The organism is Actinoplanes sp. NPDC026619 (assembly GCF_040638295.1).
Taxonomy (GTDB): domain Bacteria; phylum Actinomycetota; class Actinomycetes; order Mycobacteriales; family Micromonosporaceae; genus Actinoplanes.
On the sequence record NZ_JBEZYA010000035.1, the window covers coordinates 42883 to 58801 of the forward strand.

Here is a 15919-nt window from a genome sequence, read left to right on the forward strand (position 1 = left end):
ATCGGATGAAGGGAGTGACCGTGTTCCTGCGGTACAAGAAGCATGAGCTGCCCACCCCCGACAAGGCTCTGCCTGGTCGCCTCCTCGAGATGCCGGTCGCCGACAAGCACACCGTGCTCGGCACCCCGCTCAAGGGCCCATGGCCGGCCGGCCTCGAGGTCGCGGTCTTCGGGCTGGGCTGTTTCTGGGGCGCCGAGCGCATCTTCTGGCGGCTACCCGGGGTCTACTCGACCTCGGTCGGTTACGCCGGCGGATTCACCAGGAACCCCACCTACGAGGAGACCTGTTCCGGCTCCACCGGTCACGCCGAGGTGGTCCAGGTGGTCTACGACCCGAGCCGGATCGCCTACGAGGACCTGCTGAAGGCGTTCTGGGAGAACCACGACCCGACCCAGGGCATGCGCCAGGGCAACGACGTCGGCACCCAGTACCGCTCGGCGATCTACACCACGAGCGACGAGCAGCTGGCCACGGCGAAGGCGTCCGAGGAGGCCTTCCAACCGGTGGTGACGAAGGCCGGCCGTGGCCGGATCACCACCGAGATCCAGCCGCTGACAACCTACTTCTACGCCGAGGACTACCACCAGCAGTACTTAGCGCCCTCGAAGAACCCGAACGGCTACTGCACCCACGGCCCCAACGGGATGACCTGCCCGGTCGGGGTGGCCCGAACCGCCTGATAAGAAAGGCGGATGACGGACGTCGACGAAGCGATCACCCGGGCCCACGGCGAGGAATGGGCCCGGGTGGTCGCGGCTCTGGCCCGCCGCTTCGGCGATCTCGACGTCGCCGAGGAGGCGGCCGCCGACGCGTTCGCCGCCGCCGTCGAGCGCTGGCCGGCCGACGGCGTGCCGCCGAATCCCGGCGGATGGCTCACCACCACCGCCACCCGCAAGGCCATCGACCGGCTCCGGCGGGAGGCCGGCCGGGACGGGAAACACCAGCAGGCGCTGATGCTGACCGGCGCCCCCGAGCCGCTCGGCGCCGTCGACGACGACCGGCTGCGCCTCCTGTTCACCTGCTGCCACCCCGCGCTCGCGATGGAGACGCGGGTGGCGCTGACGCTGCGGATGGTCGGCGGGCTCACGGTGCCCGAGATCGCCCACGCGTTCCTGGTTCAGGAGAGCGCGATGGGCCGGCGGATCACCCGCGCGAAGGACAAGATCAGGGCGGCCCGGATCCCCTATCGCGTGCCGTCCCGGGACGACCTCCCGGACCGGATCACCGGGGTGCTCGCCGTGCTCTACCTGATCTTCAACGAGGGCTACCTGGCCTCCGATCCGGAGAAAGCGCCGGTCCGCGGTGACCTGACCGCCGAGGCGATCCGGCTGACCCGCCTGGTCGGCGAGCTGATGCCGGCTGACGGCGAGGCCACCGGCCTGCTCGCGCTGATGCTGCTGACCGAGGCGCGCCGGGCCGCGCGGGTGTCGGCGAGCGGCGCGCTCGTCCCCCTCGACCAGCAGGACCGCGGCGCCTGGGACCGCGAGCTGATCGCCGAGGGCCACGCCCTGGTCCGCGCGCGCCTCGCCGCCGGGCAGGCACCCGGGCGCTATCAGATCCTGGCCGCGATCAACGCGGTCCACACCGACGCGCGCGACATCCGGGACACCGACTGGTCGCAGGTCGTCGCGCTCTACGACCAACTGCTGCGGCTCGACCCCTCGCCGATCGTGCGGCTCAACCGGGCGATCGCGGTCGCCGAACTGGACGGGGCGGCCGCCGGGCTGGCCGAGGTCGACGGGCTGTCGCTGGAGGGTTATCACGCCTTCCACGCCACCCGGGCCGAACTGTTGCGCCGGCTGGGCCACGGCGATCAGGCGCGGGACGCTTACGACCGGGCGATCGGGCTGGCCGGCAACACCGCCGAGCAGGCTTACCTCAGCCTTCGCCGCGACCAGTTGGCCGGGGCGGGACCGGGACCCGCATGAGGTCCTCGGCCAGGACGATCTCGCCGGCGAAGTGCGGGCGGGCCTCGGCCAGGAAGCGGGACGCGTCCGGGTAACGCTGGGAGAAGTGGGTCAGGACCAGGGTGCGGACGTTCGACTCGCGGGCGACGGTGGCCGCCTGGGCGGCGGTCAGGTGGCCCACCATGGCCGCCAGCTCGGCATCCTCGTCGAGGAAAGTGGACTCGATCACCAACAGGTCGGCATTTTCGGCCAGGGCGTAGACGTTGTCGCACAGGCCGGTGTCCATCACGAAGGCGAACGTCTGGCCCGGGCGGAGCGTGCTCACCTGCTCGATCGTCACCTCGCCCAGGCGGCCGGCGCGCTGCAGCTCACCCACGGCCGGGCCGGCGATGCCGTGTTCGGCCAGGCGCTCGGGGAGCATGCGGCGGGTGTCCGGTTCGGTGAGGCGATAGCCGTACGTCGGCAGGGAATGCCAGAGCGGCCGGGCGGTGAGCCGCCCCGCCGAGGTCTCCGCCTCGAAGATCGCGCCGTCGGCCGGGGCCGCCTTGATGTCGGCGTTGTCCCAGTAGCTCGTGGCGTGCCGCAGACGGTCGTAGAACTCCTGGCCGGCCGCTGGATAGTGGACCGTCACCTGGTGCGCGACCTTGTCCAGCGAGATGCGTTGCAGCACTCCGGGCAGGCCGAGGCTGTGGTCGCCGTGGAAGTGGGTGATGCAGATGCGGCGCAGCGGGGTCACGGCCAGGCCGGCCAGCAGCATCTGGCGCTGGGTGCCCTCGCCGGGGTCGAAGAGGATCACCTCGTTGTCCCAGCGCAGCACGTAACCGTTGTGGTTGCGGTGCCGGGTGGGGACCTGGCTCGCCGTGCCGAGCACGACCAGCTCGCGCATCACCGACTCCTGAATATGGTCGACCCCCAGGGGGCTTCCACTGACGCGAAGCGCAGTGGTCCGGTCGGACAAGGCCGGATCCCTGGGGGTCGGATGGCTGCCTGATTTTCGCCGCGACCGCTGCCACACGATCTCGACGCTCAAACAAGCTGTCGAGGACAGCGGCTAGCGGACAGCCACCTCACGAGTCCCGTTGCTATCCAACTTTGGACCACCTCCCTTCACGTGTACGGCCACGGTAACCACGTCAGGGAGGTGGTGCCAATGATTTTTGAATCACAGAACCGCTTTTCGTTCGCGACTGCGGGGCTCGCAAAACCGGCTCACTCCTCGCCCTCACTAGAGCCGAGGGAATACCTTGGGCGAGATCTCGGTGCCCTCGACCGCGAGCGCGGCCGGGCCGACGATCAGCGGGTCGGGGCGGCCGACCACCTCATCGTCCCGGTTCTCGTACTTGAAGCGGCTCAGCACGTGCCGGATCGCCTCCAGGCGGGCGCGCTTCTTGTCGTTGCTCTTCACCACCGTCCACGGGGCGTCCGCGGTGTCGGTGTAGAAGAACATCGCCTCCTTGGCCTCGGTGTAGTCGCTCCACTTGTCGAGCGAGGCCAGGTCCATCGGGGAGAGCTTCCACTGGCGCACCGGGTCGACCTGGCGGATCGCGAAGCGGGTGCGCTGCTCGCCCTGGGTCACCGAGAACCAGAACTTGATCAGGTGAATGCCCGAGCGGGTCAGCATCCGCTCCAGCTCGGGGGTCTGCCGCATGAACTCCAGGTACTCGGCGCGGGTGCAGAAGCCCATCACCCGCTCCACGCCGGCCCGGTTGTACCAAGAACGGTCGAACAGAACGATCTCGCCGGCGGCCGGCAGGTGGCTGATGTAGCGCTGGTAGTACCACTGGCTGCTCTCGCGCTCGCTGGGCTTCTCCAGCGCCACCACCGACGCGCCGCGCGGGTTCAGGTGCTCCATGAACCGCTTGATCGTGCCGCCCTTGCCGGCCGCGTCCCGGCCCTCGAAGAGGATCACCATCCGCTCGCCGGTGCTCTTGCACCAGTTCTGCAGCTTCAGCAGCTCGATCTGCAGGAGCCGCTTGTGACGGTCGTACTCCTGACGGTCCATCCGCTCGTCGTACGGATAGTCCTCGCGCCAGGTGTCCACCGGGCTGCCGTCGGCGTTGAGCAGCACCGGGTCGTCATCGTCATCGTCGGCTACCCGGTAGCCGCCCAGCGTGGTGATCGGGCCGTCGTAGGGCTCGGTGGTCGCGTCTTCCTGGAACTCCGCCTGCATAAGTTGATTTCATACCCGCCGGAAGTGAACTTCAGCCGATCCAGGCTCGAAGCTTTCGCTTTCGGGAGGCCTCCACGACGACGGGCAGCTCGGCGTACGTGTCCTTGCCGACCTGCTCCTGCCGGGCCCACAGCACGCCGAACCAGAAATTGTCCGGCCCGAGCTCGTGCAGCAGCTCCCGGGCGACCACCGAGTCCTGGTGTGCGCCGAGCACGTCCTGCAGGTCGGTGAGCGCGTTGACCAGCTGTTTTCCGGGCTTGCCGGCGTCACCCGCGAAGACCTCGACGGCATAGCGAGCGCGCTTGTAGGCCTTGCGGGCCTCGTGCAGCTCGACATCCTCGCCGCCGGCCAGCGCCTGGTCGAGCAGGTCGTCGGCCTTGGCGAGGCTCTTCGCGGCCCGCTTGACCGGCTTCGGCTCGGCGTCCCCGGCCAGGCCGGTCAGCTCGTCGACGCGGTCGAGCAGCGTCAGGTAGCGCTCGCCCTCCAGGGCCTCGGCCAGCGCGGTGCGGCCGCTCGCCACCTGGTCGTCCAGGTATTCCCGGATGCGGGCGGAGACCTCGTCGAACTGCGAGCCGGCCCCCTCGATGCTTGCCAGCAGCTTGCCCTCCTGCACCTGGCCGTCGCGCACCTGGCCGAGCAGGTCGGCGAGCCACTTCAGCTCGCCGCCGAGCTCCTCGAAGCCGGGCAGCGAGCGCTTGAAGGTCTTCAGGGTGCTGCGCAGGCGCCGGGTGGCGACCCGCATCTTGTGCACGGACTCGGGGTCGCCCTGCCGGACCCCCGGGTCGAACTCGGTGAGGGCGGCGCGCTGCTCCCGGACGTACGTCATCACCGGGTTGGTCTTGATCTTCTTCTTGATCGGTTTGCGGACCTTCCGCAGGCGGCTGTCGAGCGCGCGGGCGACCTTGGACGGGCCGGCGGCCGGCGTGGCGCCCGCCTCGAGCAGGCGACGCTCGACCGCCTCGAGCACCGCGGTGTCGCCGTCGACCAGCTCGACCTCGACCTCCTGCCAGCGCTGCTCCTTGCCGTCCGACTCGGCGATCACCTGGTCCTGCGCGACCAGCGCGAGCGTGCGGCCCTTCGCGTCGCGCAGCGGCGTCTCGATCCGGTGCGTGCGCAGGCGGGCGATCGGCCCGAGGCTCTGCCGCCGGCTGACCGACCGGACCAGGCCGTGCAGCTCGGCCGGCACGGTGTCCTTGTCGTCGCCGAGCGGGACGCGATGCTCGGTGCGGGTGTTGCCGGCGCCCGGGGTCTTCAGATGCCAGCCGGCGTCGCCGCCGCCGGTCCGCCGGCGCAATGTCAGCCGGTTTTGCATCAAGGTCAGATCATCGGTGTCGAAGTAAGTCGCGTCGAGATCGTGCGTCTCGGCGCCGGTGATGTCGCGAATGCCGGCCGTGCCGACCAGCGAGGGAAGTACGAAGCCGTCCGGGACGTCGTATTTACGCTCTGTTTCGCTGGCGATCTCCATGCGTTCATGTTGCCCGACCGAGGGGCGCATACACAGACCAATGGATTGGCAGCTTCCGCACAGGTTCGTCTCAGGTGGCGGTGGCACTGTTGAGGGCCGGTTCATCCGGCTGGAGGTAGCACATGGATAAGCCCGACCGTCGCCCGATCTCGCTGGCCGGCATCGGCCTGATCAGCGCGGGAGCCGTGCTCGGCCTGACCCTCGCGACACCGGCGTCGGCCGCATCGCCGGCCGACGATGCCCGCCCCAAGCCGGCGGCCTCCCCGATCGTCGACAAGGACTAGCGACCACCCGACTTGGCCCGCAGGTAGAGCGCGCGGGAGTAACTCGCGGTGGCGGCGCTGAAATACATCGTCGCGAGACCGACGTGAAAGCTGTTGTCGGTGAGCGCGTTCTTCGAGTTGGCCGACCCCGCCCAGCGGATCTCCGCGTCCGAGGCGCTGATCCCCCGGCGCTCGCAGCGCAGCCGGTTCATCTCCTTGCCCATCTTCCATGTCTCGAGGGCGGCCTCGGCCTGGCGCATCATCTTCCCGGCCTGCTCGGTGAGGGATTCGGCGAGAGCCCAGGCGGCTCGCTCCTCCTCGTTGTTGAATGTCGGCACGGTCGCACCTCCCGGGGTGTAGAGGGTCGCCTCCAGTGTGCGAACGATGTCGGGATATGTCGATCTTTTTCAGCCAGCCGCGTGACATCGGGCGGCGGCTAACGTGGGGCGGTGACCGCCTCCCTGCGTACCGCCGCCGACGTTGATCTTTTCGCAGTGGGCGACCTGCACTATCGATCGCGGGCGGCCGCCTATGCGCACATCCTCACCGCCGAGACGCTCGCCTCGCTGTCGGCGGACGCCCTCGGCGCCTGGTGGAGCGAGCGGTGGAAGTGGGAGCAGGACACCCATCGGCTGACCGTCGCCGAGGACGGCGGTCGGCTGGCCGGCTTTACCTACGTCGGGCCGAGCGAGGTCGACGGCGCCGCCGAGCTATACGCCATCCACGTCGAACCGGACCTGGTCGGCACCGGGGTCGGCCGGCTGCTCATGGTCAACGCGCTCGGCCAGCTCGCGGAGATGTCCGACGGCCCGGCGGTGCTCTGGGTGCTCGAGGACAACGAACAGGCGCGCCGCTTCTACGACCGCGGCGGCTGGCGGCCGGACGGCGCCACCCGGGTCGAGCCGATCAGCGGGGTGCCGGTGGCGCAGTTGCGCTACCGCCTGGACCTCAGCGCCCGGACGACCAGTCGGCCGCCCGGGCGCTCCCCCGGAATACCTCCATCCTGAGTGGATGAGGGCCGCCGGCCCAGGCAACTGCATATGCAAATAACCGGCAATCAGCGGGACAGCACGACGCGGAACCGCTCCCGCTCCTCGCCGGTCAGGCCGAAGGCGTCGGCCAGCAACCGCACGGTCTCGGGGCGCGGCCGGCCGGCCTTGCGCGACTCGAGGTAACGGATGGTGCGCACGCTCAGCCCGGTGCGCTCGGCCAGCTCTTCCTGCGACATGCCGCGCCGCAGCCGATGGCCGCGGATCCCGGCCGGTTCCGGCCGATTCTTTCCCGGGGCCAGCTTTCTGCGCAGGTCGGCGGCCTGCGGGTGGCTCAGATCGGCGAGGATTGCGTACGCCTGCCGCCAGCGTTCCGCCGCCACGTCCGGGTCGCGCAACGATTCGTAGAGGTCACCGAGGTGGGCGAGGATCTGCGCCTCCAGCACCGGATTGTCGGTCTTGCGGGCGAGCCGCAGCCCCTCCTCGAAGTGCCGGGCCGCATGATCGTGCTCGCCGATCGTGAGATGCAGCAGGCCGAGGCTGTCCCGGGTGATCGCCTCGTTCTCCCAGTCGCCGACCCGCTGCTGCAGCGCGAGCGCCCGGCCGAAGTGCGGCAGCGCCACGCCCGGTTCGGCGCGCTGCGCGTGGTACCACCCCACCGCCAGCGCAGCCTTGCCCGCCCAGATCGTGTCGCCGGCCGTGTCGAACAGCTCCAGGGCCGCGCCGGCCTCAGCAAGCGCCTGCTCCTGATCACCCTGGAGCCACCACAGGTAGGACAGGATGAACCGGCACTCGGCGATGCCGGTCACGTCGCCGGCACCCTCCCCGGCGCTCTCGGCCACGGCGAGAGCCCGGCTCAGGTTGGCTTGCGCTTCGGCGAAGCGCTGCCGGCGACCATCGGCGACGGCGAGGAAGGAGTACGCGTACGCCAGGGCCGGCCCATCGGCGAGTGTGGCCGCCGAGTCCAGCGCGACCGCCCACGCTGCCCCTTCCTCGTCCCAGCGCGCCTCCTCGTGCAGAAACGAGTCGAGCGCCCAGCTCAACTGCCACGCCTGGGTGTCCAGGCCCTCGTCGCGCGCCTGCCGGACGGCGGCGAGCAGCGTCTCCCGCTCCCCGCGCAGCCACACCATGGCGGCCTTCATGTCGACGAGCGGGCGGGGCCGGGAATCATCGGCCGGCGCGCGCAGCGTCATCGGGATCGGCGCCCGGGTCGGGTTGAGCACGAGATCGGCCTGGTAGGCGGTGTGCGTGTAGTGGTCGAGCAGCCGGGTCAGCGCGGCCCGGCGGCCGTCGGCCGGCTCCTGCTCGCGGGCCAGCTCCAGAGCGTAGGAGCGGATCAGGTCGTGCATCGCGAACCGGTTCGGCGCGGGCTCGGCCACCAGCCCCGACTCGACGAGCTCACGCAGCGTGCGCCGGGTCTCGGCGGGCGGCCGGCCGTCCAGCGCGGCGGCCGGGGCGAGCCCGATGTCCGGCCCGGTCGCCAGCCCGAGCAGCCGGAACAGCCGGGCCGCGGCCGGTTCGAGCCCGTGGTACGACCAGGAGAAGACGACCCGGGCCGGGCCCAGGGCTTCGAGGCGGTTGACCGGCCGGCGCATCTCGGCAGCCAGGGCGGTCAACGCGGCCAGCGGGTAACTGGCCGTGCGGATGCGCGCCGCGGCCAGAGCCAGCGCCAGCGGGAGGCCGGCGCAGGCCCGGACGATCTCCGCCTCGGCCGCGGCCTCGGTCTCCTCAGGGCCGAGCCGGCGGCGGAACAGCTCGGTGGCGGTGGCCGGCGGCAGCATCGCGACGGCGAGCGGCCGGGCGCCGGCCCCGGCGATCAGGCCGGTCAGTGTGCCTCGACTGGTCACCACCGTGCGGGTGGCGTCGCCGGCCGGCAGCAGCGGCCGCACCTGCTCGTCGTCGCGGGCGTTGTCGAGGATCAGCAGCAACCGCCGTGATGCGGTCAGCTCGTGGAACAGCCCGAGGCGGCCGTCGAGGTCGGCCGGCATCGCGCCCGGTTCGACGCCGAGCGCGGTGAGCAGCAGGCGGAGGCCGTCGGCCGGGTCGCGTGGCTCGGCGCTGCCGAACCCGCGCAGGTCGAGGTAGAGGCGGCCGTCGGGGTAGCGGCGCGCGGCGGCACGGGCCCAGTGCACGGCGAGGGCGCTCTTGCCGGCGCCGGGTGGTCCGTGGAGAACCGTGACCGCGCTGGAGTCGGCGTCGAGGGCGGCTATCTCGGCGTCGCGCCCGGTGAACCCGGCAACGTCAGGAGGCAGGTTGGCGGGAACAGACATGGCGGCGCCGCACCTCCACTATGGACCGGTTCCACTATAGGTGGGCGGGAGCGCGCGACCGAGATATTGCGGGGGAACCTGTGGTCACGCGCTCCCGCCAACCATCCCGCCCAGACCGGGGGTCGCGCCTGGCCGGAGGCGCTGGACCAGCGGAGGCGTGCTGGTCCTACCAGTTCAAGGGCGGGCCCTGTGGCGGGATGCCGCGGCGCTGGCGGGGCGCAGCGGTGTCACCGCCGGAGACGTCGGCCGGGCTGGAGAGCCGGGGCCTGCCGGGGGAGGTCAAGCTGTCGGCACGACGTCGGAGCCGGATTCATGGAGTTGTCAGTCGAAATATCCGCGGTTGCGGGACCGGGCATGCCGATCCGGGTTGTCCCCGAAGCCGGGCATCGCCCGGATGCTGTTCAGGTCGTGCCGCAGCGTCCACGCCTCCCGCCACGGACGCCGGGACGCGGCGTCGGCACGTTCGGCCAAGCGGCGCGGAGCACATGGCCACCGCCACCCGCACCAAACGCAATTGGCGTCGCGATCCGCCTCGGCGTGCCGCCCCAGCATCTGCTGGGCGTCGCGCCAGAGCAGGCGGTCCACGATGTCGGGCGGCACTGACTGGTCGGCGATGACCATCAATCACACTCCGTCGGGTCGTATTGCAACCTCCGGTACGTCAGATACAACCCCAGCATCCTCACCCAGGGTCGGACAACAGGTGCGATCCGTGACTGTCGCTGTTCGCCGTGAGCGGACGACGGGGCGGCATGGACCCGGTTCGGGCTGGTGTTGTGGCCCTCATGGATACCGAACACACGGGTGTCGAACCTGAGGCGCTCGACGCCTACAGCCGCGTCGTGACCGGTGTCGCCACCAGCCTCCTGCCCTCGGTCGCTGCGCTCTCGGTGCGCACCGCCCGCGGGACCGGCGCCGGCTCGGCAGTCACCTTCACCGACGACGGCTTCCTGCTCACCAACGCTCACGTGGTCGCCGGCGCGACCAGCGGCACCGCCGATTTCGCCGACGGCACCGAGACGAAGTTCGACGTGGTCGGCGCCGACCCGCTCTCCGACCTCGCCGTGGTCCGGGTGCACAGCCCGAGCGCACCGGCCGCGCCGCTCGGCGACGCCGACCGCCTGCGGATCGGCCAGCTGGTGGTGGCGGTCGGCAACCCGATGGGGCTGGCCGGCTCGGTCACCGCCGGGGTGGTCTCCGGCCTCGGCCGCTCACTCCCGGCCCGCGACGGCCGCCGGATCCGGATCATCGACAGCGTCATCCAGACCGACGCGGCCCTGAACCCCGGCAACTCGGGCGGCGCCCTGGCCGACTCGACCGGAACGGTGGTCGGCATCAACACCGCGGTCGCGGGCTACGGCCTGGGCCTGGCCGTCCCGATCAACACGACCACCCGCACCATCATCGGCGAGCTGGTGGCGACCGGCCGGGTCCGCCGCGCCTGGCTGGGTGTGGCCGGCATGCCCACGCCCCTGCCACCGCCGCTCGCCGAGCGCCTGGGCCAGAAACTGGGCCTGCGCGTGGTCGAGGTGATTCCGGGAAGCCCGGCCGGGTCGGCCGGGATCTATCTGGGCGACATCCTGATCTCGGCGGGCGCCCAGCCGCTGCAGACCGTTCAGGCCCTGCAGCGGCTGATGCTGAGCCCCGCCATCGGCGCCCAGCTGCCGATCACTCTGCTCCGCAAGAACGCCCTGGTGGACGTCGTCACGATCCCGGCCGAGCTGAACTAACTCAGGTGGGTCAGTAGATCTTGGCGGGTCAGCACGCCGGCCGGCTTGCCGTCGATCAGGACCATGGCGGCGTCCGACTTCTCCAGGAGGGCGACCGCCTCCGCCACCGGCTGGCCGCCGCCGATCATCGGCAGCGGCTCGGTCATGTGCCGCTCGATCGTGTCGTGCAGGTGGGCCTGCCCGGTGAACAGCGCGTCCAGCAGCGCTTTCTCCGCTATCGACCCGGCCACCTCGCCGGTGACCACCGGCGGTTCGGCCTTGAGCACGGGGAGCTGGCTCACGCCGTACTCCCGCATGTAGTCGATCGCGTCGCGCACCGTCTCGGTCGGGTGCACGTGGATCAGTGGCGGCGTCCGGCCGTCCTTGCCCGCCAGGGCGTCGGCAACGGTGGGTGCGTCGCCGTCGCCGGTATGCAGGAAGCCGTACCGGGCCATCCAGTCGTCGTTGAAGATCTTGGAGAGGTAGCCCCGCCCGCCGTCCGGCAGGAGCACCACGATCACGTCGTCCGGGCCGCACTTGCGGGCCACCTCGAGCGCCGCCACCACGGCCATCCCGCACGAGCCGCCGACCAGCAGGCCTTCCTCACGGGCCAGGCGGCGGGTCATCTCGAACGAGTCGGAGTCGGAGACCTCGATGACCTCGTCGCAGATGTCCCGGTCGTAGGTGGTCGGCCAGAAGTCCTCGCCGACGCCCTCGACCAGATAGGGCCGCCCGGTGCCACCGGAGTAGACCGAGCCCTCCGGGTCGGCGCCGATCACCCGGACCGGCCCCTGCTCCTTGAGGTAGCGCCCGACGCCGGTGATCGTGCCGCCGGTGCCGACGCCCGCGACGAAGTGAGTGATCCGGCCCTCGGTCTGTTTCCACAGCTCGGGGCCGGTCTCTTCGTAATGTGACCGGGGGTTGGCCGGGTTGGAGTATTGGTCCGGCTTCCACGCGCCGGGCACCTCGCGGGCCAGGCGGTCGGAGACGTTGTAATAGGACCGCGGGTCTTCGGGAGCGACCGCGGTCGGGCAAACGACGACGTCAGCGCCGTACGCCTTGAGGACGTTTCGCTTGTCCTCGCTGACCTTGTCAGGGCAGACGAAGATGCATTTGTAGCCGCGCCGCTGCGCGACCAGAGCCAGACCGACACCGGTGTTTCCGCTGGTCGGCTCGACGATGACACCACCCGGACGGAGCAAGCCGGCCTGCTCGGCATCGAGCACCATCCGCAACGCGATCCGGTCTTTGACCGACCCGCCCGGATTGAAGTACTCGACCTTCGCCAGCACCGTGGCGGAGATGCCCTCGGTGACACGGTTCAGCTTGACCAGGGGTGTGTCACCGATGATCTCGACGACGTTGTCGTAGTAACGCACGCCCTAGATTACGACGACGCGATCTCGCTGCTTCTCCCACTCCAGGAAGCGCTCGGTCTCGGCGAGCACCGAGCCGGCCAGCCAGGTGATCATCACGGCGTCGTCGGCAAGCCCGAGGACCAGCAGGAACGCCTCCGGGATGAAGTCGATCGGGGACACCACATACGCCGTGGCGGCCGCCATCATCGCGACCCGCATGCCGCCGTCGTACTCCCCCTTGGCGGTCGCCTTGATCATGCGAGGCAGAGCGGACATGCGCTGGCTCATCGACGGTCCGCCGCGAGCGCCCCGCATCAACTGCTTGGCCAGCGCCGTGAAGGCCGCCGTTCGCTTCAACGTCTTAGCCATCTCTATTTCCCCTCTCTGTCCCCCAAGCATGACGTGGACGCGCCATGATTGCCTCTCGCCGGAACGAGTTAGCCTCGAAATCCAAGCCGGATCTGGAGGGGGGGACCCGTGAGCGGCATCGAGTTCACCGCGGAGGACTGGCGCCGGATCAAGCTCGCCGGGCAGATCGCCGGCGGCGTGACCGGCACCCTGGCCGGCGTGACTGCCCTGTCGGCGGGGCTGCTGATGCGGCAGGCGGCCGCCGCCCGGCGGATCATCCCGATGGCCGAGGCGCCGCCCCCGCGCGGCGACGGCGTCTACGGCGCGAAGTTCGGCGGCAAGTCGATCACGATGGTCATTCTCGGCGACTCCTCCGCCGCGGGGTACGGCGTGCACCGTCCCCGCGAGACACCCGGCGCGCTGCTGGCCACCGGCGTGTCCCGCCGCCTGCGCCGCCCGGTGAAGCTCTACCGGGTGGCCGTGGTCGGCGCCATGTCGTCGGGTCTGCCCTATCAGGTCGACGCCGCGCTGGAATACGAGCCGGACGTCGCGGTGATCCTGATCGGCGGCAACGACGTCACGCACGTGTCGGCACGGGCGATGGCCGTGCGCTACCTGGGCGACTCGGTGCGCCGGCTGCGCGAGTCGGGCTGCAAAGTGGTCGTCGGCACGTGTCCCGACATCGGCGCGATCCAGCCGATCAAGCCGCCGCTGCGCTGGCTGGCCCGCAAGTGGAGCCGCGACCTGGCCGCCGCGCAGACGGTCGCCGTGGTCGAGGCAGGCGGCCGCTCGGTCTCGCTGGTCGACCTGCTGGGCCCGGTGTTCGAGGCCGACCCGGTGCGGATGTTCAGCTCGGACCACTTCCACCCGTCCGCCGAGGGTTATGCCCGGGCCGCGTCGGTGGTGCTGCCGACCCTGCTGGCCGCACTCGGCGAGGATGACCGCCCGGCGCTGGCCGCCGGCGAGGGCGTGCGCAGTCTCTCCGAGGCCGCGCAGGAGGCGGTCCACACGGCCGGCACCGAGGTCAGCCCGGTCAAGGTGGGCGGGCGCGAACGCGGGCCGGCCGGGCGCTGGGCGGTGCTGCGCAAGCACCCCTGGTTCGGTGAGCCGCGCACCTGGTTCGGACATAAGGCACCCGTTCCGAGCGGCCGTCCGGCGGCCGGAGCCGTAGGCTGGACTCCAGCGGATCAATGAGGGTTATTCAGGGCCTACCTTGACCGGCGACTTGCCGCAGGTCAGCGCGCTGGTCTCCACCGCCCTGAATAACCCTCATAGAGAGCACCTTTCCGAGGGGGCGAAATGGCGGGGCTGAACGCACGGATCGGTAAGGCGGCGGCTACCGGCCTGCTCGCCGGTGCGGTGAGCGGGTTCGCCCTGCTCGCCGGCGAAGTGCTCGCCGCCAAGGCCCGGCGCTACGCGAAGCCGACGATGGGCCTGGCACTGCGCACCTCGATGGGCAAGCTCTCCTCGCCCACGTTGCGCCTGGTGCTGCTCGGCGATTCGGCCGCGATCGGCGTCGGCGTGGAGTGGCTGTCCGAGACGGTCGGCGGCCAGTTGGCCCGGCTGCTCGCCGAGGGCGGCGCCGACACCGGCGAACGACACGTGCTGCTCTCCAGCGTGGGCGTGGCCGGCTCCCGGTCGGCCGACCTGGCCACCCAGGTGGCGCGGGCGCTGCTGGGCGACCGGCCGGACGTGGCCGTGGTGCTGATCGGCGCGCACGACGCGACCAGCCTGCGCAGCCCGGAGGAGTCCGCCGAGCTGCTGGGCCAGGCGGTGCGCCGGTTGCGCGAGGCGGGCGTCCGTGTCGTCGTCGGCACCTGCCCCGACCTGGGCGCGCTGCGAGCGATCGCGCCGCCGTTGCGCCAGGTGGCGAGCGTGCTCGGCCGGCGGATGGCCAAGGCACAGACGAAGGCGGTGGTGGCGGCCGGCGGCGCGGTGGTCGACCTGGCCGAGGAGACCGGCGCGGTGTTCCGGGCCGACGCCGGCACTTTTTGTTACGACGGTTTCCACCCATCGGCGGACGGCTATCGAGTCTGGGCGCACGCGCTCTACCCGGCAGTGGCCAAGGCGGCGATGTCCGGGGTGTGATACGACCGAATGTCCGCTATGTGAGCACGCTATGTGACATTGTGATAAAGCTGTGTGACAAAGTTGCACTCGCACGGGTTGTTACTCGCCGGTTAACATCGGCGCATGCCCGAAGCCGTCATCGTCGCCACCGCTCGCTCCCCCATCGGCCGTGCCGCCAAGGGATCGCTGAAGGACCTTCGTCCTGACGACCTCGCCGCCACCATCGTTGACGCGGCTCTGAACAAGGTGCCCGAGCTCGACCGCACCCTCATCGAGGACCTCTACCTCGGCTGCGGGCTTCCCGGCGGCGAGCAGGGCTTCAACATGGCCCGCGTGGTCGCCACCAAGCTCGGCCTCGACGGCCTGCCCGGCGCCACCATCACGCGGTACTGCTCGTCCTCGCTGCAGACCACCCGGATGGCGTTCCACGCGATCAAGGCGGGCGAGGGCGACATCTTCCTCTCGGCCGGCGTCGAGACGGTCTCCCGGTTCGCCCGGGGCTCCTCCGACGGCCTCCCCTCCGAGCTGGCCGCGCTGGTCGGCGGCGGCTGGGAGAACCCGTACTTCGCATCCGCCCAGGAGCGCACTCTCTCTTACGCGCGGGGCGGCCAGACCTGGCACGACCCGCGCGCGGACAACCAGGTGCCGGACATCTACATCTCGATGGGCCAGACCGCGGAGAACCTCGCCCAGATCAAGGGCATCTCCCGCGAAGAGATGGACGAGTTCGGCGTACGCAGCCAGAACCTCGCGGAGAAGGCGATCGCCGACGGCTTCTGGGAGCGGGAGATCACCCCCGTGACGCTGCCGGACGGCACGGTCGTCTCGCACGACGACGGCCCCCGCGCCGGTGTGACCGTCGAGGGCGTGTCCGGTCTCAAGCCGGTGTTCCGCCCGGACGGCCGGGTCACCGCGGGCAACTGCTGCCCGCTCAACGACGGCGCCGCCGCGGTGGTCATCATGAGCGACACGAAGGCCCGCGAGCTCGGCATCACCCCGCTGGCCCGGATCATCTCGACCGGCGTCACCGCGCTCTCCCCCGAGATCATGGGGCTGGGCCCGGTGGAGGCGTCGAAGCAGGCGCTCAAGCGGGCCGGCATGACCATCGACGACATCGACCTGGTCGAGATCAACGAGGCGTTCGCGGCCCAGGTGATCCCGTCGTACCAGGACCTGGGCATCCCGATCGACAAGCTGAACGTCAATGGCGGCGCGATCGCGGTCGGCCACCCGTTCGGCATGACCGGCGCCCGCCTCACCGGCACCCTGCTCAACTCGCTCGACTGGCACGACAAGAGCATCGGGCTGGAGACGATGTGCGTCGGCGGCGGTCAGGGCATGGCACTGATCATCGAGCGCCTCAGCTGAGC

Annotated in this window: 16 protein-coding genes; 8 read left to right on the forward strand and 8 right to left on the reverse strand. The window is 70.8% G+C overall.

What is annotated here, in order from left to right; genetic code table 11:
* Positions 1–20 precede the first annotated feature (20 nt).
* Together msrA and AB0E90_RS44695 are read left to right on the forward strand one after the other, a co-directional pair.
* Positions 21–680, forward strand: coding sequence for a peptide-methionine (S)-S-oxide reductase MsrA (gene msrA / locus AB0E90_RS44690; protein ID WP_360418552.1), 660 nt, complete (start codon positions 21–23; stop codon positions 678–680).
* Positions 681–692: 12 nt separating this feature from the next.
* Complete coding sequence (locus AB0E90_RS44695) at positions 693–1928, forward strand: DUF6596 domain-containing protein (protein ID WP_360418480.1); 1236 nt, start codon at positions 693–695, stop codon at positions 1926–1928.
* On the opposite strand, the gene AB0E90_RS44700 is transcribed toward AB0E90_RS44695, so the two are convergent.
* From AB0E90_RS44700 to AB0E90_RS44710, 3 genes are all read right to left on the reverse strand, one after another.
* On the reverse strand, positions 1879–2793 hold the full coding sequence (locus tag AB0E90_RS44700; RefSeq protein ID WP_360418482.1) for a ribonuclease Z: 915 nt from the start codon (positions 2791–2793) through the stop codon (positions 1879–1881). The genes AB0E90_RS44695 and AB0E90_RS44700 overlap by 50 nt on opposite strands.
* Before the next feature lie 339 nt (positions 2794–3132).
* Positions 3133–4077 (reverse strand): polyphosphate kinase 2, encoded by a 945-nt coding sequence (ppk2, locus tag AB0E90_RS44705; protein ID WP_360418484.1) that lies wholly within the window; start codon positions 4075–4077, stop codon positions 3133–3135.
* Positions 4078–4108: 31 nt separating this feature from the next.
* The gene (locus AB0E90_RS44710; RefSeq protein WP_360418486.1) at positions 4109–5542 is read right to left on the reverse strand and encodes a CYTH and CHAD domain-containing protein; all 1434 of its coding nucleotides are present in this window, start codon (positions 5540–5542) and stop codon (positions 4109–4111) included.
* A gap of 122 nt (positions 5543–5664) precedes the next feature.
* Here AB0E90_RS44710 and AB0E90_RS44715 point away from each other — a divergent pair, with 122 nt between their 5' ends.
* Positions 5665–5826, forward strand: coding sequence for a hypothetical protein (locus tag AB0E90_RS44715; RefSeq protein WP_360418488.1), 162 nt, complete (start codon positions 5665–5667; stop codon positions 5824–5826).
* Here AB0E90_RS44715 and AB0E90_RS44720 read toward each other — a convergent pair.
* On the reverse strand, positions 5823–6143 hold the full coding sequence (locus tag AB0E90_RS44720; protein WP_360418490.1) for a hypothetical protein: 321 nt from the start codon (positions 6141–6143) through the stop codon (positions 5823–5825). The two genes, AB0E90_RS44715 and AB0E90_RS44720, sit on opposite strands and share 4 nt — an antisense overlap.
* 111 nt (positions 6144–6254) lie before the next feature.
* On the opposite strand from AB0E90_RS44720, the gene AB0E90_RS44725 reads away from it, so the two are divergent.
* Positions 6255–6812: a GNAT family N-acetyltransferase gene (locus AB0E90_RS44725; RefSeq protein ID WP_360418492.1), complete on the forward strand. Its 558-nt coding sequence runs from the start codon at positions 6255–6257 to the stop codon at positions 6810–6812.
* A gap of 50 nt (positions 6813–6862) precedes the next feature.
* Here AB0E90_RS44725 and AB0E90_RS44730 read toward each other — a convergent pair whose 3' ends face one another.
* Both AB0E90_RS44730 and AB0E90_RS44735 read right to left on the reverse strand, forming a co-directional pair.
* The gene (locus AB0E90_RS44730) at positions 6863–9064 is read right to left on the reverse strand and encodes a tetratricopeptide repeat protein (RefSeq protein WP_360418494.1); all 2202 of its coding nucleotides are present in this window, start codon (positions 9062–9064) and stop codon (positions 6863–6865) included.
* A gap of 321 nt (positions 9065–9385) precedes the next feature.
* On the reverse strand, positions 9386–9685 hold the full coding sequence (locus AB0E90_RS44735; protein ID WP_360418496.1) for a hypothetical protein: 300 nt from the start codon (positions 9683–9685) through the stop codon (positions 9386–9388).
* Between the two features lie 164 nt (positions 9686–9849).
* Between AB0E90_RS44735 and AB0E90_RS44740 the strand changes: the two genes are divergently transcribed.
* Positions 9850–10794, forward strand: coding sequence for a trypsin-like peptidase domain-containing protein (locus AB0E90_RS44740; protein WP_360418498.1), 945 nt, complete (start codon positions 9850–9852; stop codon positions 10792–10794).
* Here the strand turns inward: AB0E90_RS44740 and AB0E90_RS44745 are convergent.
* Together AB0E90_RS44745 and AB0E90_RS44750 are read right to left on the reverse strand one after the other, a co-directional pair.
* A complete protein-coding gene (locus AB0E90_RS44745) occupies positions 10791–12152 on the reverse strand; it encodes a cystathionine beta-synthase (protein WP_360418501.1) in 1362 nt (453 codons plus the stop codon). The genes AB0E90_RS44740 and AB0E90_RS44745 overlap by 4 nt on opposite strands.
* 3 nt (positions 12153–12155) lie before the next feature.
* A complete protein-coding gene (locus tag AB0E90_RS44750) occupies positions 12156–12500 on the reverse strand; it encodes a YkvA family protein (RefSeq protein ID WP_360418503.1) in 345 nt (114 codons plus the stop codon).
* 165 nt (positions 12501–12665) lie between these two features.
* Here AB0E90_RS44750 and AB0E90_RS44755 point away from each other — a divergent pair, with 165 nt between their 5' ends.
* The 3 genes from AB0E90_RS44755 (at position 12666) to AB0E90_RS44765 (ending at position 15917) form a co-directional block, all read left to right on the forward strand.
* A complete protein-coding gene (locus AB0E90_RS44755) occupies positions 12666–13673 on the forward strand; it encodes an SGNH/GDSL hydrolase family protein (RefSeq protein ID WP_360418555.1) in 1008 nt (335 codons plus the stop codon).
* Between the two features lie 105 nt (positions 13674–13778).
* On the forward strand, positions 13779–14567 hold the full coding sequence (locus tag AB0E90_RS44760; protein WP_360418505.1) for an SGNH/GDSL hydrolase family protein: 789 nt from the start codon (positions 13779–13781) through the stop codon (positions 14565–14567).
* A 105-nt stretch (positions 14568–14672) separates the two neighbouring features.
* Positions 14673–15917 carry an acetyl-CoA C-acetyltransferase gene (locus AB0E90_RS44765; RefSeq protein WP_360418507.1) on the forward strand — a complete coding sequence of 415 codons (1245 nt, stop codon included), beginning with the start codon at positions 14673–14675 and terminating at the stop codon, positions 15915–15917.
* Positions 15918–15919 lie beyond the last annotated feature (2 nt).